This is a genomic window from Streptomyces sp. NPDC093221 (assembly GCF_044753885.1).
Lineage (GTDB): Bacteria > Actinomycetota > Actinomycetes > Streptomycetales > Streptomycetaceae > Actinacidiphila.
In genome coordinates this window covers 1-23256 of sequence record NZ_JBIVOA010000016.1, presented here as the reverse complement: position 1 = coordinate 23256, position 23256 = coordinate 1, and the positions used below count along the sequence as shown (strand labels likewise).

Sequence of the window (23256 nt, the reverse complement as noted above, 5' to 3'; positions counted from 1 at the left end):
GCCGAGGGCTGCGCGTTGACACGTAGACACCGCCGGAAGAAATCACTGATCGCTTACGGAGCCGCCGCCGTCGTGCTGGCCTCCGTCGCCACCTACGGCACCATCGCCATCGCGACACCGTCATCCGGGGGCGGGACGGACGCGAAGGCGGATGGCTCCACCACCTCGTTGCAGGACGCCTTCGCGTCCGCGGCGAAGGAGTTCAAGGTCCCGCAGAGCGTGCTGATGGCCGTTTCGTACCAGCAGACGCTGTGGGAAGCGCACAACGGACAGCCGAGCACCACGGGCGCGTACAACGTCATGGGGCTGACCCAGGTCGAGCCCGAGGACCTGGAGGAGTCGAGCACCGCCGACAAGCTGGCGGAGGTGAACCTCAGCGGCGACCCGGTGGTCACCAAGCACTTCAACGCCGCGCGGGCGCTCAGGTCCGACCCGGCGAAGGTGAACACCGACGACCCGCGGCTGCACACGCTGGACGCGGCGGCCAAGCTGACCCGTACCTCGCAAGAGGACGTACGCACCGACGAGCGGCAGAGCGTCCGCGCGGGCGCCGCGCTGCTCGCGCGGTACCAGAAGGAGGCCACCGGCTCGCTGCCGGCCGACCCCGGCCAGTGGTACGCGGGCATCGCGCGCTACAGCCAGTCGACCGACCCGCAGGGCGCGCAGCTCTTCGCGGAGCGCGTGCTGGGCTCGGTGAAGACCGGCGTCAGCCGGGTCACCACCGACGGCCAGTCGCTGACGCTGCCCGCGGACCCGACGGTGCGGGTGGTCAAGCCCGCCAAGGTCCCGGTGACGGCGACGTTCGCGAGCACGGCGGCCGTCCCGACTCCGGAGTGCCCGGCCGAGCTGCACTGCACCTTCGACCCGGCCGCCTACGCCAAGGCCGGTTCCGCGGCGGACGACTTCGGCAACTACAACGAGTCGAACCGGCCCGCCAACGGCGAGGACATCCGCTACATCGTCATCCACGACGCCGAGGGCACCTTCGCGGGCACCCTGGCGACGTTCAAGGACGTGTCCCGGTACGCCAGCGCCCACTACGTGGTCGGCGGCCAGGGCCAGGTCGCCCAGGCCGTGGAGACCAAGAACGAGGCGTGGCACGCTGCCAACAAGACCGTGAACATGCACTCGGTCGGCATCGAGCACGAGGGCTACGCGATCAAGAACGGCCAGTGGGTCTCCGAGCAGGAGTACCAGTCCTCGGCGACGCTGGTGAAGTACCTGGCCGCGAAGTTCAACATCCCGCTGGACCGTGAGCACATCATCGGCCACGACGAGGTGCCGGGCGTGCTCGACACCAACGTCAGCGCGCAGCACTGGGACCCGGGACCGTTCTTCGACTGGAACCACTACATGTCGCTGCTCGGCGCGCCCGACGGCGCCGGCGGCGCGGGCGGACCGGTCAAGGCCGGCCAGCTCGTGCGGGTCGTCCCGCCGTACAGCACGGCGAACCAGCCGAAGCTGACCAATGGCGGCACCGCGGTGGCCGCGCAGCCCGCGAACTTCCTGTACCTGTACACCTCGCCGTCCACCACGGCCGCGCAGCCGACCGACCCGTACGTCGGTACGGGCCCGCTGCCGACCGAGGGCTCCAACTGGTCGAACAAGGTCCTCGCGGGCGGCGCCTACGTCGTCGCCGAGGCGCAGAACGACTGGACGGCCATCTGGTACGGCGGCAAGAAGCTGTGGTTCCGCAACCCCGGCGGCCAGTACACCTCGGTCGTCACGCCGACCAGCGTGATCACCCCGAAGACCGGCGCGACCTCGATCCCGGTCTACGGCCGGGCGTACCCGGAGGACGCGGCGTACACCGGCACCAACGTGCCGGTGCAGTCGCAGAACAACGCGTCGCTGACGAAGTACAGCGTGCTGTCCGGGCAGGCGTACCCGACGGCGGGTGTGCAGAAGGCGGGCGACTACTGGTTCGCGGGGACCTTCGCGGGCACCGCGGCCGGTGACCGCACGCTGGTGCAGGGCAAGACGAACCTCTTCTACCCGATCCGGTACAACCACCGGATCGCCTGGGTGAAGGCCAGCGACGTCCAGCTCAAGACCAGCACGGCGGCGGACTCCGGCACCACGCGCTACAACCTGCTGGCCCGCGACGCCTCCGGCGGCCTGTACCAGTACCAGGGCACGGGCAGCGCGACCACGCCCTTCTACACGAAGTTCAAGGTCGGTCCCGGCTGGCAGATCTTCAACACGGTCACCGCGATGACCGCGCTGCGCGCGGACGGCACCGGTGACCTGGTGGCCCGCGACACCTCGGGCGTGCTCTGGTACTACCAGGGCAGCGGCAAGCCGTCCGGGCCGTTCAAGGCGCGGCTGAAGACCGGGGCGGGCTGGGGCGTCTACAACATGATCATCGGCGCCCGGGACATCACCGGGGACGGCAAGCCGGACCTGATCGCGCGCGACTCCTCGGGCAACCTGTGGCTGTACAAGGGCACGGGCAACCCGGCGGCGCCGTTCGCGGCCAAGGTGAAGATCGGTCCCGGCTGGAACATCTTCAATATGCTGATCAGCACGGGTGACATCACCGGCGACGGCAAGGCGGACCTGCTGGCCCGCGACACCGCCGGTGTGCTGTGGCTGTACAAGGGCACCGGCAGCCCCACCGCCCCGTACGCGGCGCGGGTGAAGGTCGGCGGCGGCTGGAACGCGTACAACACCATCGTCGGGGTCAGCGACCTCAACGGCGACGGGAAGCCGGACGCCGTGGCGCGGGACGCCTCGGGCACCTTGTGGTTCTACAAGGGCACCGGGACGGCGACGGGCGGACCCTTCGCGGCCAAGTCCCAGATCGGCGGCGGCTGGAACGCGTACAACCTGCTGTTCTGACCCACCGCCGCCGCGCGTGACCACGGGCCCGGCCCGCGGGTGGAACCGGCTGTCCCACCCGCGGGCCGTGCGCTAAGGTCGGCGGTATGAACGCGCCGACAACGACGATTCAGTCGCTGAACCAGAACTGGTGGTGGACCGCTCCTCCGGCGGCCCACTGATCGCGCGCACGACACTTCGCGAAGGCCGCCCCCAGGGGCGGCCTTCGGCGTTTCCCCGCCGGGCCGGCCGCCCCTTCCGAACTCCCTTGGAAGGAACCGCCGTGCACGTCACCCAGCCCACCCCGCACGCCCTCGTCGAGCGCCTGACCGCCCCCGGCTGCCCGCCGTTCGCGCTGCTGCACCGCCGTACGCCCGGCCGCCCGGACGCCGTGGTGGAGGTGCTGCTCGGCCCGGTCGGGTCCGTCGAGCGGCTGGCCGACATCCCGCTGCCGACGGGTGCGCCCGCCGACGGCTCCCCGGCCACCGACGCGCTCGCCCTCGTCCCGTTCCGGCAGATCCGCGAGCGCGGCTTCGACGTCCACGACGACGGCACCCCGCTGACCGTCCTGCGGCCCGACGAGTCGTACGCGTTCGCGCTCGCCGACCTGCTGGCCGCGCTGCCCGACCGCGAGGTACGCGTCGAGGGCGGCGACTTCGACGTGGACGACGACACGTACGCGGGCATCGTCGAGCGGGTCATCGAGGACGAGATCGGGCGCGGCGAGGGCGCCAACTTCGTGATCCGCCGCACCTTCCGGGGCACGGTCGCCGACCACGGCCCGGACGCGGCGCTCGCGCTCTTCGCCCGGCTGCTGCGCGGCGAGCGCGGCGCGTACTGGACGTATGTGGTGCACACGCCCGAGCGCACCCTGGTCGGGGCGAGCCCCGAGGTGCACGTACGGATGTCGGGCAGCGCGGTGGTGATGAACCCGATCAGCGGCACCTACCGCTATCCGGCCGAAGGGCCGTCGGCCGAGGGGCTGCTGGCGTTCCTGCACGACCCGAAGGAGGTGGAGGAGCTGACGATGGTCGTGGACGAGGAGCTGAAGATGATGTGCACCGTCGGCGACCTCGGCGGGGTCGTCGTCGGCCCGCGGCTGAAGGAGATGGCCCATCTCGCGCACACCGAGTACGAGTTGCGCGGGCGCTCCACCATGGACGTGCGGGACGTGCTGCGCGAGACGCTGTTCGCCGCGACCGTGACCGGCTCACCGGTGCAGAACGCGTGCCGGGTCATCGAGCGCTACGAGCCGGTCGGGCCCGACGGCGCGGGGCGCGGCTACTACGCGGGCGCGCTCGCCCTGCTCGGCCGCGACGCGGGCGGCGCGCAGACCCTGGACTCGCCGATCCTCATCCGCACCGCCGACATCTCCCCGGCCGGGGAGCTGAAGGTGCCGGTCGGCGCGACCCTCGTCCGGCACTCCGATCCGTACGGCGAGGTCGCCGAGACCCACGCCAAGGTCGCCGGGGTGCTGACCGCCCTCGGGGTCCGCCCGGCCCCCGCGGCCCCGGCGAGCGGGGTACGGCCGAGGCTGGCCGACGACATCCGGGTACGGGCGGCGCTGGACGCCCGGCGGGCGCACCTCGCCCCGTTCTGGCTGCGGATGCGGACCGCGCGCACGGACGAGGCGCCGCCGGCCGGGCACGCGCTGGTGGTGGACGGCGAGGACACCTTCACCGCGATGCTCGCGCACGTCCTGCGCTCCTCGGGGCTGGCCGTGACGGTACGGCGCTTCGACGAGCCCGGTCTGCGGGAGGCCGCCCTGGGCCACCCGGGGCCGGTCGTCCTCGGCCCCGGGCCCGGCGACCCGTCGGACACCGCCGACCCCAAGATGCGGCTGCTGCGCGGCCTGGCGGCCGATCTCGTCGCCCGGCACCGGCACGGCATCCTCGGGGTCTGCCTCGGCCACGAACTGCTCGCCGCCGAACTCGGCCTCGGCATCGTCCGCAAGGCGCGTCCCGCGCAGGGTGCCCAGGAGCGGATCGACTTCTTCGGGCGCCCCGAGACCGTCGGCTTCTACAACACCTTCACCGCCCGCTGCGCCCCCGGTTCCGCCGTCGCGGAGGAACTGGCCATGCACCAGGTCGAGTTGAGCCTGGACCCCGCCACCGGCGACGTCCACGCCCTGCGCGGCCCCGGCTTCGCCGGCGTCCAGTTCCACCCCGAGTCCGTCCTGACCCTGAACGGCCCCGCCCTGGTGGCCGAGCTGCTGACGTCGGTGACGGTCGCCTGAAGGTCCGCCCGGCGGGCGGCGGTTCCTCGTTCCTCGGGGGCGCGAGGAACCGCGCGGCCACGTCCCACCGGCCGGTGGGAGGGATCAGACCGCGAGCGGCTCGGCCTGCGGGGCGAGTGCCGCCACGCTGTGGCTGATCGCGCAGTTCCCCGCGCTCCTCGGGGGCAGCGTCATGAGCGCGGTCACCGCACGCAGCATCGACGCGCCGTCCGCCGTGCCGTCGAGCACGAGATCGGCACGGGCCCGGGACGGGGCGACGTAGGCCGCGTGGCGTTCGCGTCCGCTCTGAAGGTAGTTGAGGAGGGAGAGCCGCGGGTCCTGGCCGAGGACGTCGATCTTGCGGAGGATCTTCCGGGCCAGCCGGATGTCGTCCGGCGTGTCGACGTAGACGCGCCAGGTGGCGCGGGCGACGACGGCGGGGAGGGTGAGGGCGAACAGGCCCTCGACGACGACCAGCCGGTACCGCCCGCCGGAGGTCGCGGCGTCGACGGCCGCCGTGACGGCCCCCTCGTCGATGGAACCCGGATGGTTCCAGTCCAGCGTGTCGGCGCCCGAGGCGCTCCGCGTACGTACCCCGCGCACAGGATCGTGCGCGGGGACGTAGAAGTCGTCGAGATGGATGAGACCGACGGTCTCCGGGTCATGCCGCGCCAACGCCTCGGCAAGCGTGGACTTGCCGGATGCGGTGCCGCCTGCGACCGCCAGTAGGGGCACGTGCTGCCCACTCGCCACACCCGTCATACCGGGCGCTCCTCATGTGCTCAATGGGGGGAAACGAAGCGGCGGGACTGGACAGGTCCGATGCCGGGTGGAGGGAGAATAGGGCGAGGAGATCGCTGGTGACAAGCGGTGTCGGGCAAGCGACGGGCAAAAGAATTTCCGGCGGGGAGCAGCCCTAGCCGAAGAAGACGCCGACCTCCTCGTAGAGCAGCGGATCGACGGTCTTGATACGGGCGGTGGCGTCCGCGATCGGCACCCGGACGATGTCGGTGGCGCGCAGCGCGACCATCGTGCCGAAGTCCCCGTCGCGGACCGCCTCGATGGCGTGCAGGCCGAAGCGGGTGGCGAGCCAGCGGTCGAAGGCGCTGGGGGTGCCGCCGCGCTGGACGTGGCCGAGGACGGTGGTCCTGGCCTCCTTGCCGGTGCGCTTCTCGATCTGTTTGGCCAGCCATTCGCCGATCCCGGAGAGCCGGACGTGGCCGAAGGAGTCCAGGGTGCCGTCCTTGAGGACCATGTCGCCGTCCTTGGGCATGGCGCCCTCGGCGACGACCACGATCGGCGCGTAGCGGATCTTGAAGCGGCTCTCGACCCACGCGCAGACCTGGTCGAGATCGAAGCGCTGTTCCGGGATGAGGATGACGTTGGCCCCGCCCGCGAGGCCGGAGTGCAGGGCTATCCAGCCCGCGTGCCGTCCCATGACCTCGACGACCAGGACGCGCATGTGGGACTCGGCGGTGGTGTGCAGCCGGTCGATGGCCTCGGTGGCGATGTTGACCGCGGTGTCGAAGCCGAAGGTGTAGTCGGTGGCGTCGAGGTCGTTGTCGATGGTCTTGGGGACGCCGACGACCTTGACGCCGTGTTCGTCGTGGAGGGTGGCTGCCACGCCGAGGGTGTCCTCGCCGCCGATCACGATGAGCGCGTCCACGCCCTGTTCGACGAGATTGCGCTGGACGCGCTCCACGCCGCCCTCGACCTTGAGCGGGTTGGTGCGGGAGGACCCGAGTATGGTGCCGCCGCGCGGCAGGATGCCGCGCACGGCCGGGATGTCGAGCGGCACGATGTCCCCTTCGAGGGGACCGCGCCAACCGTCCCGGTAGCCGGTGAATTCGTACCCGTACTCCTGGACGCCTTTACGGACGATGCCGCGAATGACCGCGTTGAGACCTGGGCAGTCACCGCCGCCGGTCAGAACTCCGACCCGCATGGACTCTTCCCTTCGTCGCAAGCCAGCTGTGCCGGATGTGACAAACACCGGCCAAGCTAGCGTGACTTGGGTCACATGTCGCCGTCCAGGTCGCCGTCAAGACCGGCCTCGATCGCGTATCGGACAAGCTCGACGCGATTGTGGAGCTGGAGTTTGCCGAGGGTGTTCTGCACGTGGTTCTGCACGGTCCGGTGGGAGATGACCAGGCGCTGCGCGATCTGCTTGTAGCTCAGGCCCTTGGCGACCAGCCGCAGCACCTCGGTCTCGCGCTCGGTGAGCCGGGGCGCGGCGGGTTCGCCGGTCGTGGCGGGCGGCGGCACGGTCGCGAGCCTGCGGTACTCGCCGAGCACGAGTCCGGCCAGGCCCGGTGTGAACACCGGGTCCCCGACGGCGGTCCTGCGCACCGCGTCGACCAGTTCGTCGCGGCCCGCGGACTTCAGCAGATAGCCGGTGGCACCGGACTTCACCGCCTCCAGGACGTCCTCGTGCTCGCCGCTGGCGGACAGCACCAGGACGCGGACGGCGGGGTCGTCCGACATGACCTGCTTGCACACCTGCACGCCTGAGGCGCCGGGCAGGTTGAGGTCGAGGACGATCACCTGCGGGCGGGCGGCGCGCGCCCGCCTGATCGCCTCGGGGCCGTCGCCCGCGGTGGCCACCACCGTGAAGCCGGAGTCGGACAGATCGCGGGCCACGGCGTCGCGCCACATGGGGTGGTCGTCGACGACCATCACCGTCACGGACTGATCGGTCATGCGGTCCTGCTTCCCTCTGTCTCGCTGAGTACGGGCACGGGCCGGGACACGGGGTCAGGGCCGGATACGGGCGCGGGGTCGGTGTCCTCCGGCTCGGACACGGGCGGGGGTCCGGGCTCGGACACGGGCGCGCGGTCGGGGTCGGGCTCGGCAGCGGGCTCGAACGCGGGCGCGGGGTCGGTGTCCTTCGACGGCCCCCTGGGCAGCCGCAGTTCGACCTCCGTGCCCTGGCCCGGCACCGACTCCACCACGGCGGTGCCGCCGAGGTCCCGCAGCCGGCCGCGGATCGACTGGGCGACACCGAGCCGCCCCTCGACCTCCGCCGCGGCCAGCCGCCCCTCGGAAATGCCCGGGCCGTCGTCCCGCACGCTGACCAGCACCGCGTCCGGCTCGTCCTCGACCAGAATCCAGGCGTGCGCGCCGTCACCCGCGTGCTTGCGCACATTGTCCAGCGCCGCGCCCACGGCGGCGGTCAGTTCGGCCGCCGCGTCCGGTGCGAGCAGGACGGGCGTGCCGGGCGCGGACAGCGTGACGCTCGCCGAGGCGTACGGCGTGAGGAGCGTGGTGAGGTCGTGCGGGCCTGAGGTCAGGGCGTCACCGGCGCCGCGCGCCTCGGGCAGCGGGCCGCCGGTGATCAGGGTGCGCAGCGCGGCCTCCTGCTCGCCCGCCATCCGGCCCAGCTCCGCGGCCTCTCCCCCGGCCTGGTTGCCGCGCCGCTGCACCATGGCGAGCACCTGGAGGACGCCGTCGTGGATGTCGCGGGCCAGCCGCTCGCGCTCCCGGGTGGCGGCCTCGATCTGGAGGGCGCGGGCCAGGGTGCGCTCACTGGCCCGCGCGACCTCGACCACATAGCCGATGGCGATGCTCGCCACCCAGATCAGCACGACATTGTGCAGGGTGTCGCGGCTGGGGGTGCCGCGCTCGATCAGGTCCGCGGCGGCGACCAGCGTGGAGGCGACCGCGGCCCACCGCCAGCCGCCCTTGACGGCGAAGGCCAGCACCGAGCCCGCGGTCCATATCGACGGCAGCGTGAAGGAGCCCGAGTCGATCCTGGCCTGGGTGTCGACCACGGCGGTGAGCAGGATGCCGGTGATCGCGACCGTGAGGTCGATGGTCAGGAAGCGCTTGGTGCAGCGCTCGGCCGACATCACGCGGCCGAGCGTGGACAGCGTCCACACCGCGAGCACCAGCATGTACGCACCCGCGCCGAGCGGGTGCAGCAGGTCGTGGTACGCGTAGACGTACAGCGACAGCGCGTAGCCGAGGGTCAGGACACGGTAGGCGACCAGCGCGCGCCACAGCGGCTGTTCGACGGACATCCTCATGCCGGGTCCCCTCCCCCGCGGCCGGTCACTGGCCTGCGGGTTGCTCCTGCTTTATGTCGCCGGGGCCGCCCTCGCCGGTTCCCCCGGTGCCGGAGTCCCCGGTGCCGGAGTCCCCGCCCGTACCGGATTCCCCGCCCGTACCGGATTCCCCGCCCGTACCGGAGTCCCGGCCCCCCGCCTTCTCCAGTTCGGCGGCGCGCTTGGCGGCCTCGGCGATCTGGCGCTTGGCGGCGGTGGCGTAGATGTCCACGTACTCCTGGCCGGACAGCTTCATGATCTCGTACATCACCTCGTCGGTGACCGAGCGCAGGATGAAGCGGTCGCCCTCCATGCCGTGGTAGCGGCTGAAGTCCAGCGGCTTGCCGATCCGGATGCCGGGGCGGATGGAGAGTTTGGGCATCACCTGGCCGACCGGCTGCACCTTCTCGGTGTCGATCATCGCGACCGGGATCACCGGGGCGCCGCTGGCCAGCGCGACACGGGCGAGCCCGCCGGGCTTGCCGCGGTAGAGGCGGCCGTCGGGCGAGCGGGTGCCCTCGGGGTAGATGCCGAACAGCTCACCGCGCTCCAGCACCGCGATGCCGCTCTTGACCGCGGCCTCGCCCGCGCCGCGCGCGCCCGAGCGGTCCACCGGGAGCTGTCCGACGCCCTTGAAGAAGGCGGCCGTCAGCTTCCCCTTGACTCCGGGGGAGGTGAAGTATTCGGCCTTCGCGATGAAGGTGACCTTGCGGTCCAGCATCGCGGGCAGGAAGAAGGAGTCCGAGAAGGACAGGTGGTTGCTCGCCAGGATCGCCGGCCCTTCCCTGGGGATGTTCTCCAGGCCCTCCACCCAGGGGCGGAAGGCAGCCTTGAGCGGCGAGCCGATGGCGATCTTCATCGCACCGTAGAACAACCGAGGACCTCCTGTAGCCGACGGGAAGACCTTAACGCCAGTCGGGCCCGGTCTCTCCCCACGCACCCCGGCACCGCGGCCACGCCGTGACGACATCACGGCACCGTCGTGCCGCCGCCATGAAGGTGCCATGGTCACGCCACGGTCGCCGGGCCACGCTCGCCGCGGCCACCGACGGGGCTTACCGCTTGGTATCCGGTCCGCGTACGCTGAACCTCTCACCTTCGTGTACCCGCGATCGCGCCCTCGAACAGGAGACCCACGGTGCCGCTCATGCCCGGAGCCGAGCCGTACCGCCATGACGGCGGCGAGATCGGCGTCCTGATCTGTCACGGATTCACCGGTACACCGCAGTCCATGCGTCCCTGGGGCGAATATCTGGCCGCCCGCGGGCTGACCGTCTCCGTTCCCCTGCTGCCCGGCCACGGCACCCGCTGGCAGGACATGCAGGTCACCGGCTGGCAGGACTGGTACGCCGAGGTCGACCGCGAGCTGCGGTCGCTGTCCGACCGCTGCTCGCAGGTCTTCGTCTGCGGTCTGTCGATGGGCGGCACACTGGCGCTGCGGCTGGCCGAGCGGCACGGCGCCGCGATCAGCGGGCTCGTGCTGGTGAACCCGTCGGTGAAGGCCGACAGCCTCCAGCTCAAGGCGGTGCCCGTGCTGCGGCACCTGGTGCCGTCGGTGCCGGGTATCGCCAGCGACATCGCCCGTGAGGGCGGCGCCGAACTCGGCTACGACCGGACGCCGCTGCACGCCGTGCACTCGCTCAGCAAGTTCTGGCCCGTCGTGCACGCCGGGCTGCCGCAGGTCACCCAGCCGCTGCTGCTCCTGCACAGCAGGGTCGACCATGTGGTGCACCCGTCGAACTCGGCGGTGGTGCTCAGCAAGGTCTCCTCGACCGATGTCACCGAGCGGGTGCTGGAGCGCAGCTTCCACGTCGCCACGCTCGACCACGACGCCGAGCAGATCTTCACGGAGTCGTACGACTTCATCCAGCGGCTGTCCCGGCCGGGTGGGGAGCCCGCAGGGGACCTCGCCGAGGGCGGCGCGGCCGACGAAGCGGTAAAGGGGGGTACGGCCGGTGGCTGACCGCGAGGACGAGGGCACCGCACCGCAGGAGGAGCCGGCCCGTCCGCCGCTCGACGAGGACGCGGCGTGGGCCGCGCTGATCGCCGGATACGACGACGAACCCGAGCCGGGGTCGGTGGCGTGGCCGGACTCGGAGAACGTCACGGAGACGGCCTCGGGACCCACCACGTCGGGCACGGGTCAGCGGCCGGGCGACCGGTCGGCGGACGGCTCGGGGGCCGGCTCCGGGCGTGCCTCGGGGAACAGCCCGGGGGACGGCTCGGCGGACGCGGAGCAGGACGCCGAGAAGGACGACGAGGGCGAGGCCGGGACCGGCACGAAGGCGGACGCCGGACGTCCCGCGCTGCCCGGCTCCAGCCGCAGCATCGTCGTGCACCCGGTCATCCAGGGTCCGCGCGACTACGAACTGGCCGACGACGACGAGGACGCGCATTACGTGCCGCCCGAGCCGCCGCCGCTGCCCGACGCGGACGTCACCACGAAATTCGCCTGGATCGCGGTCCTGGGCGGACCGCTGCTCATGCTGGGCTTCGTCCTCTTCCAGGTCGAACTCACCTGGTGGGCCATCCTCTTGGGCGTCGGCGGATTCCTCGGCGGCTTCACGACGCTGGTCGCGCGGATGCGTACGGGAGAGGACGACGACGACCTGCCGGGCGGCGGGGCCGTCGTCTGAGGCCCCGCGTCCCTGACGAGGAGCGGCGGCGGGGCTAACCCGCCGCTTCCGCCTCGGCTTCTGCCTCGGTACCGGCCCGCGCGTCCGCCCCGGCCTCCGCTTCCGCGTCGCCCTCCGCTTCCGCCTCCATCGCGGTGGCGGGTACGCGGAGCGCGGCGAGCACCGGCATGTGGTCGGTGGCCGCGTACAGATCGGCCTCGTTGACTCCGGGCAGGCCCAACGGGACCCCGCAGCCCAGCACCTCGATGCCCGGTGTGCTGAAGACGGCGTCGATCCGCTGGAACGGCGCCCGGTGGTTGGTGATCTCGGCGCCCCACGGCGCGGTGGCGTAGCCGTCCTGGAGGACGTCGGCGATCCGGGAGAAGCCGGGGCGGTCCGGCGGCTCGTTGAAGTCGCCGCCCAGCACCACATACGGCTCGCCCATCGCGGCCACCCGGTCCAGTACGTATCCGGCCTGCTCGTACCGCTCGGCGGGCGACAGGCTCAGGTGGGTGGAGACGGCGGCCAGCCGCGCGCCGCCGATCCTGAGCACGGCGGTCGCGAACCCCCGCTGGTGCAGCGGGGGCCGGTGCGGCATGAGCGGATCCTCCACCCGCTCCACATGCGCGCGGAGCGAGGAAAGGATCATCGGGCCCGCGGCGGTCGCCCCGCCGGTCACGTACACCAGGCCGGACGCACGGGCGAGGCGGGCCGCGGCCTTACGCCATCGGAAGAACCGCGGAGCCTCTTGGACGAGGACGAGATCGGGGGCGCAGGCTCGGATCACCCGGGCCAGCGCCGCCGTGTCGTCCCGCATGGAACGGATGTTGTAGCTGAGCACGCGGACGACCGCCGAGCCCCCCGGCTCGGTGGCGGAACTCGGCAGATCCTCCACTGTCATCGTGTCAGCCCTGTCGTGCCAGGTCGGCCGCGCCCACCAGCCCCGCCTTGCCGCCGAGTTGGGCGGCCAGCACCTGCGCGTGCGGACGCCACTCCCCGCCGATCAGCCAGCGCCGGAAGGACTTGCGGATCGGGTCGAGGACCAGTTCGCCCTCGTCCGACACACCGCCTCCGACGATGAACGCCGACGGGTCGAAGAGCGAGGCCAGGTCGGCCAGCCCCGCGCCCGCCCAACGGGCCAGCTCGCGGAAGGAGTCGACGGCGACCGGGTCGCCCTGGCGGGCGGCGGCACTGATGTGCCTGCCCTCGATGCCGTCCACCGTGCCGTCGCCGAGGGCGAGCAGCACTTCCGCGTTCTCCGGGGTCGCGTTGGCCCGCTGCTTCGCGTACCTGACCAGCGCGCGCCCGGACGCGTACTGCTCCCAGCAGCCCTGACTGCCGCAACCGCACAGCAGCCCGTCGGGCACGACCCGGATGTGACCGAACTCGGCCGCGACGCCGAACCGGCCGCGCCTCAGCTTGTTGCCGATGATGATGCCGCCGCCGAGACCCGTTCCGAGCGTGATGCAGATCACATCGGAATGGCCCTGCCCGGCACCGAACCGGTACTCGCCCCAGGCCGCCGCGTTGGCGTCGTTCTCCACGACCACGGGGAGCCCGACACGCTGCTCGACCTTGTCCTTCAGTGCCTCGTGCCGCCAGTTGATATTGGGGGCGAAGAGGACGGTGGCGCGCTTGTCGTCGACATAGCCGGCGGCGCCGATGCCGACGGCTTCGATCTGGTGACCGGTGCTGACCTGGCGTACCGCCTCCACGATCGCGTCGATGACGCCCTCGGGAGTCGGCGGCGTCGGCACCTTGACGGTCTCGAGAATCGAGCCTTCCTCGTCGACCACGCCGGCCGCGATTTTGGTGCCGCCGATGTCGACGCCGATGGTGAGTCCCATGTGTCCCTCAGTTTTCGGTCGATCCCCGCTTAGGAGAACCGTACCGGAGGGGAGGTCAGTCGAGGTCGATGTGTTCAGTCGGTGAACTCGGAGCGCGGTCCTCGCCCGTCCACCGCGTCTCGTGTTGGGCCACCGCAGAGCGGTATGCGGCGAGCAGTTCGGCTCCCGCGGCCGTCAGATGGTCGAACACATCCGGATTACGGTCCTTGATGGGTTCGACAACTGAACGCACCTGGGACATGACGCCCTGGGCGGCCATCTGTACCGCGGGGTTCCGCAGCGCCCCCAGTTTGTCCGTGACGGCCTCGCCGAACGCCTCCGCGAGGCGGCGCAGCTCCTCGCCCGCGCTGCCGACTCCCTGCCCCGCCTGCTCGCGCCGTCTGGCGTGCTCGGCCGCGATGTCCTCGGCGCTGGCCTTCGCCCAGGCGTCGGCGTCGGGACGTTCCGTGGATTCGCTCATGATCGGCTCCAAAAGGGGCGCTCCGGGCTGGTTGCGTCGGCTCCCTCGACGGTACCCGACCGGCCGACGGGACAGCGGGTACCGGCGGCAGGCAGCCGGGAACGGGCAGCCGGCGCCGGGGAGCCCGGGGAGGGCCGGGGGCGCCCGCTCAGTTCGGCCAGAGCGCCGGGTCGGGCGTGAACCGTACGCGCAGCACGCCGTCCCGCAGCGCGGCGCCGGAGACCGTACAGCGGCGCAGGGCGGACGGCAGCGGCACGATCCGCCGGAAGCCGCCCGCGTCCAGGACGAGTTCGTCGCCGCGGCGGACCAGGTCGAGCCCTTCGCGGCTCGCGCCGGGCAGCGGCAGCGACCACACGAAGTGGCCCTCGGCCGCGAGGCGGTCGTCGACGGTCCAGGGGTCCGCGGCCCGCGAACCCGAGACACCGGCTCGAGGAGAGCGGTGCTCGAAGGTGTCGACGGCCAGCGCCGCCAGTTCCGCGGGTCCTTGCGGTTCCGCGCCCAGGTGCGGCAGTTCGCGCAGCGCCACCGCGTCGGCCGCACAGGTCTCGGCCATCGCCTTGAGCCGGTCCTGCTGGCGGGCGCCGAGCCCGGCGAGGAAGGGGTCGGCGGAGTCGGCGGGCAGCAGCCGGTTGGCGACCACGGCTTCGAGGCGGTGGCCGAACAGGGCGAGTCCGGTACGGGCGTCGCGCAGCACGCGCTCGGCGTGCGGTCCCGGCTCCACGACGACCGCCACGGTCGTCCCGGTGTCCTCGATCACCGACTGCACGGCGGACAGCTCGCGGTCGGCGCGGGCGGCGGCCTCGTACGCCCACTCGGCGGGCATCGGGACCCCGGCGAGCTGGGCGAGCACCGGGCGCAGCGCGCGGGCGGCCTGCCGGTCGGCGGGCAGCAACCGCCGCAGGTAGCGCCGCAGTTGTTCCGGCAGGGCGAGCAGCGCGACGGCGTCGCGCACGGGCGGCAGGTCGACGACGACCAGGTCCCACGGCGGCCGGTCGTCGTGGCCGACGGTGTGCACGTCGCGCAGCGCCCGCAGCAGGGCGAGCGCGTCGGCGCCGGGGACCTCGGTCAGCTCCTCGGGGTCGAGGGGGGCCGCGCCGAGCATGTCGAGCAGGGTGCCGATCCGCTGCTGGAGGTCGAGGGTGGCGGCCCGGTAGGAGGCGGCGGTGTCGACGGCCGCGACCCGCAGTTCCGGCACGCCGTCCACCGCGCTGGGGCGGCCGAGCGCGGGTGATCCGGACAGCGGTCCGGCGGCCTCGGGCGCGGCGGACAGCGGCAGCAGGGCGGCCACGTCGGCGCGGTCGCCGGTGAGCAGCACCGTACGGACGCCGTCGCGGGCGGCGGCCACGGCGGTCGCCGCCGCGACCGTGGTGCGGCCCGCGCCTCCGTGGCCGGTGACGAGCAGGGTGCGGGGCGGTCGCGGGGCGCGGGTCACCGGGTCAGGCCGGGTCGTCGGGCTTGGCGGCGGAGTCGGCCGCGGCGTCGGCGGAGTCCGGCACGCCGGCCGCGTCCCCGCCCTCGCCGCTCCCGGACTCGACGCGCTTCTTCAGGCCCGCGAGCGCCCGGTCGATGATGACCTTCTCCGCCTTGCGCTTGATCATGCCGAGCATGGGGATCTTGACGTCCACGGTGAGCTGGTACGTCACCTCGGTGCGCGTGCCGCCGTCGCGCGGCGCGAGGGCGTAGGAGCCGTCGAGGGTGCGCAGCATCTGGGACTTGACCAGCGACCAGCGCACCTCGGTGGCGCTGATCCAGGTGTACGCCAGGGTGTGGTCGTCCTTGATCGCCCCGGCGTCGAGCACCAGCCGGACCTGCTCGGCGCGGCCTTCGGCGTCGGTGGCGAGGACTTCCGCCTCCTTGACCTCTCCCGTCCACTCCGGGTAGCGGCCGAAGTCGGCGATGACGCCCATGACGGCGGCCGGAGCCGCCTCGATCGTGATGCTCGACTTCGTGTGTTCCGCCATCGCCGTAGCCCCTCCGGGACATCGCATGCCATTGCTGCTGAAGGCTACCGCGTGCAGGTGGGGCGGCCGTCACCGCTGCGGGCGCCGCCGGTCGCGTCCGGCGGCCGGGTCACCACTCCAGGACCCACGGCCGGCGGGTGTGGTTGAAATGCCCGACGTTGACGCATTCGGTGCGGCCGATCCGGGTGCGCGGCACCAGCGGCTGGTGGACGTGGCCGAAGAGCGCGAATTTGGGCCGGACGGTGTGGATCGCCTCCAGCAGCGCCTGGCTGCCGCGCTCGAAGCGCCGGGCGGCGGTGTCGTAGCAGAGTTCCGGGATCGCGGGCGGGATGTGGGAGCAGAGCACGTCGACCGGGCCGAGGGCGGCGACCTTGGCCGCGTACTCCTCCTCGGAGATTTCGTACGGGGTGCGCATCGGGGTGCGCAGGCCGCCGCCGACGAAGCCGAAGACCCGGCCGCCGATCTCGGCGGTCGCGCCGTCCAGGACGGTGGTGCCGGGGCCCGCGTACTCCGGCCAGAGGGCCGGGATGTCGACGTTGCCGTAGGTGGCGTACGTCGGGGCGGGGAAGGCGGCGAACAGCTCCGCGTACTGCTTGCGTACCGCGGACTCGATGGCGGTGCGCCGGTCGGTCCCGGCCCACAGCTCCTGGTCCAGGACCCTGGCCTCGTCGAAGCGGCGGGCGGTGCGCAGCTCGACCATCCGGTCGGCGTTGGCGACGCCGAAGAGGTCGGGGAAGATGCCGCGGGAGTGGTCGGCGTAGTCGAGGAAGAGGACCAGGTCGCCCAGGCAGACCAGCGCGTCCGCGCCGTCCCCGGCCCGGCTCAGGGCCTCGGCAGCGCCATGGACGTCACTCACCACATGGACCCGCATGCGGACACTTTATAGCTGGGCAAGCCCTAGCGGGTCAGCGGCGGCCCGGCCGGGCGCTGGACTACTCTTCCGGGCAGGAACCCAGCCGCTCCGCCCCGGTGTGTGAAGCGCGTGTGATGTGTGTGTGACGCTGAGAACATCTGTACGGCCCCCCTATCGCCAGAGCTTTACCGATGGGTAACGTCCACGCCGTCCACATCTTCCCTCCGGGTGCGCCGTGGCACCGATGAGGAGCAGCCGCCTTGCGTGAGTTCAGTCTTCCGGCCCTGTACGAGGTCCCCGCGGACGCCAATCTGACGGATCTGATCCGCCGCAACGCCGCTCAGCATCCGGACACCGCCGTCGTCGCCCGCAAGGACTCCGCGGGCCGGTGGCAGGACGTCAGCGCGACGGGTTTCCTCGCCGAGGTGCGCGCCGCGGCCAAGGGTCTGATCGCCTCGGGCGTGCAGCCGGGCGACCGGGTGGCCGTGATGTCCAGGACTCGGTACGAGTGGACGCTGCTGGACTTCGCTATCTGGAGCGCGGGCGCGGTCACCGTGCCGGTCTACGAGACGTCGTCGGCGTCCCAGATCGAGTGGATCCTCAGCGACTCGGGCGCGGTCGCGGCGGTCGTGGAGTCCGAGCCGCACGAGAGCGCGGTGGAGTCCGTACGGGAGCGGCTGCCGCGGCTCAAGCACCTGTGGCGGATCGACACCGGCGCGGTGGACGCGCTGAACGCGGCGGGTACCGACATCTCCGACGCGGTGGTGGACGAGCGCAGCGCGAGCGCGGGCGCCGACTCCCCCGCGACCGTCGTCTACACCTCGGGCACCACGGGCCGCCCCAAGGGCTGTGTGCTGAGCCACCGCAGCTTCTTCGCGGAGTGCGGCAACGTGGTGGAGCGGCTGAGCCCGCTGTTCCGTACCGGCGACTCCTCGGTGCTGCTCTTCCTGCCGCTGGCCCACGTCTTCGGGCGGCTGGTCGAGGTCGCGGCCGTGATGGCGCCGATCAGGCTCGGCCATGTGCCGGACGTCAAGAACCTCACCGACGACCTCGGCTCGTTCCGGCCGACGATGGTCCTGGGGGTGCCGCGGGTCTTCGAGAAGGTCTACAACACCGCGCGGGCCACGGCGGAGGCGGGCGGCAAGGGCAAGATCTTCGACCGCGCGGCGGCCACCGCGATCGAGTACAGCCGGGCGCTGGACACCACGGCGGGCCCGTCGCTGAAGCTGCGGTTCACGCACAAGGTCTTCGACCGGCTCGTGTACGCCAAGCTCCGCGCGGTCCTCGGCGGCCGGGCCACCCACGCGATCTCCGGCGGCGCGCCGCTGGGCGAGCGCCTCGGCCACTTCTACCGCGGTATCGGCTTCACGGTGCTGGAGGGCTACGGCCTCACCGAGTCCTGCGCGGCCACGGCGTTCAACCCCTGGGACCGTACGAAGATCGGTTCGGTCGGCCAGCCGCTGCCCGGGTCGACCGTGCGGATCGCGGACGACGGCGAGGTGCTGCTGCACGGCGAGCACCTGTTCACCGGGTACTGGAACAACGAGGCGGCGACCGCGGAGGCGGTCTCCGACGGCTGGTTCCACACCGGTGACCTGGGCTCGCTCGACGAGGACGGCTATCTGTCGATCACCGGCCGGAAGAAGGAGATCATCGTGACGGCGGGCGGCAAGAACGTCGCGCCCGCGGTGATCGAGGACCGGATCAGGGCGGACGCGCTGGTCGCCGAGTGCATGGTGGTCGGTGACGGGCGCCCGTTCGTGGCGGCGCTGATCACCCTGGACGAGGAGTTCCTGCCGCACTGGGCCGAGCAGCACGGCAAGGCGGGCGCGGGCGTCGCCGAGCTGGCGGCCGACCCGGAGCTGCTGGCGGCCGTGCAGCGCGCGGTGGACGAGGGCAACGCGGCCGTCTCCAAGGCCGAGTCGGTGCGGAAGTTCCGTATTCTGCCGACCCAGTTCACGGAGGAGTCCGGCCACGTCACGCCGTCGCTGAAGCTGAAGCGGAATGTCGTCCTGACGGACTTCGCGGCGGAGATCGAGGCCCTTTACCAGCGCTGAGGTTCTGTCCTCACACGCCGGACGGGCTGATTTCGGCGAGGGCGCTGTCCATGAGCCGCTCCGCGAGCGCGGTGATCGTCACGAACGGGTTGACGCCGATGGAGCCGGGGATCAGGGAGCTGTCGGTGACGTAGAGGTGGTCGTAGCCGCTGACACGGCCGTACGCGTCGGTGGCGCGGCCGAGCGGCAGGCCGCCCAGCGGGTGGTAGCAGAAGTCGTCGGCGAAGGCTTTGTTGCCGCCGAAGAGGTCGTAGCGGTAGATCGTGCCCTGCTTGCGGTTGATCCGGTCGAAGAGGGTCTTGGCGGCCTTGACCGAGGGCTGGTTCTGGGCGAGCGTCCAGTTCAGCCGGGCGGAGTCGGTGGCGGCGTCGTAGGAGAAGGTGCCGCGTTCGGGGTTCTTGGTGATGGCCAGGTAGAGGCTGATCCAGGTCTCGAAGCCGATCGGGAGCGGGGCGATCTCGGCGAAGACCGGGTTGCTCGCGTTGGACCAGTCGTCGATGCCCATGACGGGGATGGTGGACTGGTGCGCCCCGGTGGGATTCCACAGGTAGTTGGCGCGGGCGAGCATGATGTTGCCGTTGCCGCCCCAGGCGGTGCCCACGCTCGCGTTGAGCCGCGGGAGGGTGCCGGTCTCGCGGGCCCTGACCAGGATCTCGGTGGAGCCGAGGCTGCCCGCGGCGAGGAAGAGGTAGCGGCAGCCGACCTCGCGGGTCTCCACGACCGCGCCGGTCAGGTCGATCCGGTCGACGGTGAGCACGTACGTGCCGTCGGCTGCTCTTCTCACGGCTCTGACCCGGCTGAGGGTCTCTATGGTGACGTGCCCGGTGCCGAGCGCCGAGGCCAGATAGGTCTTGTCGACGCTGCGCTTGCCGTGGTTGTTGCCGTAGATGACCTCCTGGTCCAGCGCGGACTTGGTGGCGGTGCCCGCGGCCTCGGCCTTCATGTACGAGAAGTCGTACACGTTCGGCACGAAGGTGGTGCTGAGGCCGGCGCTGTGGGCCTGGTCGCGGGAGACGCGGGCGAACTGGTACCACTCGGTGGACTCGAACCAGGCGGGGTCGACGGTGTTGACGCCGAGCATGCTGGTGGCGCGCGGGAAGTACGTGGAGTACATCGCGGTGGAGTCGACCTGCGGGAGGACTTCCTCGAAGTACGCGCGCGACGGGGTGACGGCCATGCCGCCGTTGACCAGGGAGCCGCCGCCGACGCCGCGGCCGACGTAGACGGACATGTCGCCGTAGTGCACGCGGTCCAGGACGCCGGGGTAGGGGGTGATGTCCTTGTTGACGAGGTCGAGCCAGAGGAAGGTCGCCAGCGGCGCCTCGGTGCGGCTGCGGAACCACATCGACCGCTGGTCGGGCGAGCTGGTGTTGCAGAAGATCTTGCCGTCGGCGGCGGGGGTGTCCCACAGCCGTCCCATCTCCAGGACGGTGGTGGTGACACCGCGCTGGCCGAGCCGGAGGGCGGCGACGGCGCCGCCGTAGCCGGAGCCGATCACGATCGCGGGGCTGAAGGTGGTGGCGGCGGGCTCCGCCTGCGCGGCGGACGCGGGGGTCGCGGAGAGCGCGATACGGGTGAGGCCGAGTGCTGCTGCGGTCTGGAGGGCGCCGAGTCCCAGAAAGTGACGGCGCGTCAGGTCTGATGTCATGCGCGCATGATGGGCGGGTCCGCGTGAACCCTCCATGCCCATGACGCATGGTCTTTTACGGCGGCCGGTTCTCGTACGACGACGGCGCCGGGACGGCGGCCGTGACCGCGCCCATCGGGTTACAGCAGGGACGTGAGCCGCTGCGCCAGCAGGTCCCAGCGCCAGGCGTCCTCGACCCAGCGACGGCCGCGCTCGCCCATCCGGGCGCGCAGTTCGGGGTCGCGCAGCAGGGTCAGGACGCGGTCGGCGCACTGCGCGGGCGAGCCGCCCGCGACCACCCAGCCGGTCTCGCCGTCCAGGACCGCGTCGGGCGCGCCGCCGGAGTCGCCCGCGATCACCGGCAGCCCGGTCGCGGACGCCTCCAGGTAGACGATGCCGAGCCCTTCGACGTCCAGGCCGCCGCGCCGGGTCCTGCACGGCATCGCGAAGACGTCACCGGCGCCGTAGTGGGCGGGCAGCTCCTCCCACGGCACGGGCCCGGTGAAGCGCACCGCGTGGCCGACGCCGGTCCGCTCCGCCAGCTTCTCCAGGTCCCCCCGGTACGGTCCGCCGCCGACGATCAGCAGCGCGGTGTCCGGCACCTCGTGCAGGATCCGGGGCATGGCCTGGATCAGCGTGTCCTGGCCCTTGCGCGGCACCAGCCGCGACACGCACACCACCACCGGGCGGTCGGCGAGGCCGAGCCTGGCCCGCACCACCGCGCCGCCCGAGCCGGGGTGGAAGGTCTTCTCGTCGACACCCGGCGGCAGTTGGACCATCCGGGCGGCGGCGGCCGGGGTCAGCGCGGCGGCGATCCGGGAGCGGGTGTACTCGCCGAGGTAGGTGAGGGTGTCGGTGCCCTCGCCGATCCGGCGCAGCAGCGAGCGGCTGGCGGGGAGCTGCGCCCAGCCCGCCTCGTGCCCGTGCGTGGTGCCGACCAGCCGCCGCGCCCCGGCCTTGCGCAGCGCGGGCGCCATCAGGCCGAGCGGGGCCGCGGCGCCGAACCAGACGGAGGAGCAGCCGTGTTCCCGCAGCAGGTCGGCGGCGCGCCGGGTGACCCTGCGGGTGGGCAGCAGCATCGAGGTGCGGTCGCGGACCACGGGGAAGGGCTGCTCCGCGTCGAAGCGGGCGACCTCGGCGCCGTCCTTCCAGGTGGAGGTGTAGACGACGACCTGTCCCGGGTCCATCCGCAGCGCCATGCTGTGCACGAAGGACTGGATGCCGCCGGGCCGGGGCGGGAAGTCGTTGGTCACGATCAGGGTCTTGTCCATCGCCGCCGACAGTACCCGCTCACGCGGTGTTCACCCGGCTGGCCGCCACCGGCCGCGTCCGTCCCGCGACCGGGCCGCCGCTCACCGCATGATGCGTATCGTGACAAACACACATATCAGCGGTCGTGGCTGGGCCGTGCTCACCTGGGTCGTCACCCGAGCCGCGTTCTTGTTGTTCGTGTTCGAGGTCGTCCACTTTCCCGGCCAGTACATCGCCCACGATGTCTCGTCCGTCTACCACCGCTGGTACGGGGTGCTGAGCACGGGCAGCTTCCCGCTGCACGACGTGACCTGGCAGTACCCGCCGGGGGCCGCGCTGGTGATCCTCGCGCCCGGCCTGCTGCCCTTCCTCAGCTACACCGCCGCCTTCTTCTGGCTGGCCTTCCTGGCGGACGCGGTGATCCTGGCGGTGCTGCTGCGCGACTCGCGGGTCAGGCGCGGCGGCCGGATGGCAGGGGTGTGGGTCTGGGTCGGCGGCGGCGCGCTGCTCGGCCCGATCATCTACGCCCGCTACGACGTGATGGTCACCGCCGTCGCCGTGGCGGGGCTGCTCCTGCTGCCGCGCCGCCCGAAGGCGGGCGGGGTGCTGGCCGGGGTGGGCGCCATGCTCAAGGTGTGGCCGCTGCTGCTGCTCATCGGGACGCCCCGCGGCCGTACCACCCGGCGGTCGTGGATCTCGGCGGCGGTGACGATGGCGGTGATCGCGCTCGCCTTCCACCTGGCCATGCCGGGCTCGCTGTCCTTCCTCACCTTCCAGCGCGACCGCGGCACCGAGGTCGAGTCGCTGGGCGCCACCGTCTTCCACATCGCCCGGCACTTCGGCTGGCACGGCACCGCGCGGATGCACTACGGGTCGGTCGAGTTCATCGGCCCGCATGTGCACCTGGTGAGCACCGCGGCGATGGCGCTGTCCCTGCTGGCCTTCGCCTGGCTGCTGCTGTGGCGGGTACGGGCCCGCTCGTACTCGGTCGCCACGCCCTTCGACGCGGCCTTCACCGCGGTGCTGGTCTTCACCACCACCAGCCGGGTGATCAGCCCGCAGTACATGGTGTGGCTGGTCGGCATCGGCGCGGTCTGCATGACGCTGCGGGAGTCGGTGGTACGGCGGCCGGTCGCGCTGATGCTGGGCGCGACGCTCTTCACCACGCTGGAGTTCCCGATCTTCTTCGAGGACATCGCCCACAGCGACAAGCTGGGCGTGGCGCTGATCGTCACCCGTAACGGCCTGCTCGTCCTGGCGTCCCTGAGCGCCTGCCGTCGGCTGTGGGCGGCCACCGTGCCGCGCCGCGCGGCGCGCGGCGCGGTCGAGGGGGAGCCCGCCGACGCCCCGGCCGCGGTGCTGACCCGAGCCGAGCGGGTCGGGGTGCACGACAAGGGCTAGAGCGTGTCCGCAAAGTCTCGCCTGGCTGGCGGCGCCTGGCACGCACGCTCGCTGCGTTGTCGGGCTCATCCGAATAGGCCCACTATGAGGACGACCCTCCGCCTTG

General features: G+C 72.1%; 19 protein-coding genes. 6 read left to right on the top strand and 13 right to left on the bottom strand.

Annotated elements, in window-relative coordinates; all coding sequences use genetic code 11:
* Positions 1–75 precede the first annotated feature (75 nt).
* Together ACIQCJ_RS35155 and ACIQCJ_RS35150 are read left to right on the top strand one after the other, a co-directional pair.
* Positions 76–2841, top strand: coding sequence for an N-acetylmuramoyl-L-alanine amidase (locus ACIQCJ_RS35155; RefSeq protein WP_402713951.1), 2766 nt, complete (start codon positions 76–78; stop codon positions 2839–2841).
* Between the two features lie 262 nt (positions 2842–3103).
* Positions 3104–5056: an anthranilate synthase family protein gene (locus ACIQCJ_RS35150; protein WP_402713901.1), complete on the top strand. Its 1953-nt coding sequence runs from the start codon at positions 3104–3106 to the stop codon at positions 5054–5056.
* A gap of 84 nt (positions 5057–5140) precedes the next feature.
* Here the strand turns inward: ACIQCJ_RS35150 and ACIQCJ_RS35145 are convergent, their stop codons facing one another.
* The 5 genes from ACIQCJ_RS35145 to ACIQCJ_RS35125 form a co-directional block, all read right to left on the bottom strand.
* Positions 5141–5797: a hypothetical protein gene (locus ACIQCJ_RS35145; RefSeq protein ID WP_355334198.1), complete on the bottom strand. Its 657-nt coding sequence runs from the start codon at positions 5795–5797 to the stop codon at positions 5141–5143.
* 154 nt (positions 5798–5951) lie between these two features.
* Entirely contained in the window at positions 5952–6980 is a 1029-nt protein-coding gene (locus tag ACIQCJ_RS35140) for a 6-phosphofructokinase (RefSeq protein WP_355334200.1), read from the bottom strand.
* 71 nt (positions 6981–7051) lie between these two features.
* On the bottom strand, positions 7052–7735 hold the full coding sequence (locus ACIQCJ_RS35135; RefSeq protein ID WP_188285457.1) for a response regulator transcription factor: 684 nt from the start codon (positions 7733–7735) through the stop codon (positions 7052–7054).
* Entirely contained in the window at positions 7732–9060 is a 1329-nt protein-coding gene (gene macS, locus ACIQCJ_RS35130) for a MacS family sensor histidine kinase (protein ID WP_402713898.1), read from the bottom strand. Before macS ends, ACIQCJ_RS35135 begins: the two co-directional genes overlap by 4 nt.
* Before the next feature lie 25 nt (positions 9061–9085).
* On the bottom strand, positions 9086–9952 hold the full coding sequence (locus ACIQCJ_RS35125) for a lysophospholipid acyltransferase family protein (RefSeq protein WP_402713896.1): 867 nt from the start codon (positions 9950–9952) through the stop codon (positions 9086–9088).
* A 264-nt stretch (positions 9953–10216) separates the two neighbouring features.
* Here ACIQCJ_RS35125 and ACIQCJ_RS35120 point away from each other — a divergent pair, with 264 nt between their 5' ends.
* Positions 10217–11041, top strand: a complete 825-nt coding sequence (locus ACIQCJ_RS35120; RefSeq protein ID WP_355334207.1) for an alpha/beta fold hydrolase — start codon at positions 10217–10219, stop codon at positions 11039–11041.
* Positions 11034–11714: a hypothetical protein gene (locus ACIQCJ_RS35115; RefSeq protein WP_402713894.1), complete on the top strand. Its 681-nt coding sequence runs from the start codon at positions 11034–11036 to the stop codon at positions 11712–11714. The genes ACIQCJ_RS35120 and ACIQCJ_RS35115 overlap by 8 nt, the downstream gene beginning before the upstream one ends.
* A 34-nt stretch (positions 11715–11748) precedes the next feature.
* Here ACIQCJ_RS35115 and ACIQCJ_RS35110 read toward each other — a convergent pair whose 3' ends face one another.
* The 6 genes from ACIQCJ_RS35110 to ACIQCJ_RS35085 all read right to left on the bottom strand — a co-directional run bounded on the left by ACIQCJ_RS35110 (position 11749) and on the right by ACIQCJ_RS35085 (position 16832).
* Positions 11749–12594 (bottom strand): endonuclease/exonuclease/phosphatase family protein, encoded by an 846-nt coding sequence (locus ACIQCJ_RS35110; protein WP_401852896.1) that lies wholly within the window; start codon positions 12592–12594, stop codon positions 11749–11751.
* A gap of 4 nt (positions 12595–12598) precedes the next feature.
* On the bottom strand, positions 12599–13540 hold the full coding sequence (locus ACIQCJ_RS35105; RefSeq protein ID WP_355334214.1) for an ROK family glucokinase: 942 nt from the start codon (positions 13538–13540) through the stop codon (positions 12599–12601).
* Between the two features lie 55 nt (positions 13541–13595).
* Positions 13596–14000 (bottom strand): DUF5304 family protein, encoded by a 405-nt coding sequence (locus ACIQCJ_RS35100; protein WP_355334216.1) that lies wholly within the window; start codon positions 13998–14000, stop codon positions 13596–13598.
* A gap of 148 nt (positions 14001–14148) precedes the next feature.
* Positions 14149–15432, bottom strand: coding sequence for an ArsA-related P-loop ATPase (locus ACIQCJ_RS35095; RefSeq protein WP_402713891.1), 1284 nt, complete (start codon positions 15430–15432; stop codon positions 14149–14151).
* Positions 15433–15436: 4 nt separating this feature from the next.
* Positions 15437–15961 (bottom strand): SRPBCC family protein, encoded by a 525-nt coding sequence (locus ACIQCJ_RS35090; RefSeq protein ID WP_391124148.1) that lies wholly within the window; start codon positions 15959–15961, stop codon positions 15437–15439.
* A 109-nt stretch (positions 15962–16070) separates the two neighbouring features.
* Positions 16071–16832: a metallophosphoesterase gene (locus tag ACIQCJ_RS35085; RefSeq protein ID WP_355334223.1), complete on the bottom strand. Its 762-nt coding sequence runs from the start codon at positions 16830–16832 to the stop codon at positions 16071–16073.
* Positions 16833–17074: 242 nt separating this feature from the next.
* Here ACIQCJ_RS35085 and ACIQCJ_RS35080 point away from each other — a divergent pair, with 242 nt between their 5' ends.
* Complete coding sequence (locus tag ACIQCJ_RS35080) at positions 17075–18871, top strand: AMP-dependent synthetase/ligase (RefSeq protein ID WP_355334225.1); 1797 nt, start codon at positions 17075–17077, stop codon at positions 18869–18871.
* A 10-nt stretch (positions 18872–18881) separates the two neighbouring features.
* Here ACIQCJ_RS35080 and ACIQCJ_RS35075 read toward each other — a convergent pair whose 3' ends face one another.
* Positions 18882–20519, bottom strand: a complete 1638-nt coding sequence (locus tag ACIQCJ_RS35075) for a GMC oxidoreductase (RefSeq protein ID WP_391159803.1) — start codon at positions 20517–20519, stop codon at positions 18882–18884.
* Positions 20520–20638: 119 nt separating this feature from the next.
* Positions 20639–21769: a glycosyltransferase family 4 protein gene (locus tag ACIQCJ_RS35070; RefSeq protein ID WP_355334230.1), complete on the bottom strand. Its 1131-nt coding sequence runs from the start codon at positions 21767–21769 to the stop codon at positions 20639–20641.
* A gap of 91 nt (positions 21770–21860) precedes the next feature.
* Between ACIQCJ_RS35070 and ACIQCJ_RS35065 the strand changes: the two genes are divergently transcribed.
* The gene (locus tag ACIQCJ_RS35065; protein WP_391043902.1) at positions 21861–23150 is read left to right on the top strand and encodes a glycosyltransferase 87 family protein; all 1290 of its coding nucleotides are present in this window, start codon (positions 21861–21863) and stop codon (positions 23148–23150) included.
* Positions 23151–23256: the final 106 nt, after the last annotated feature.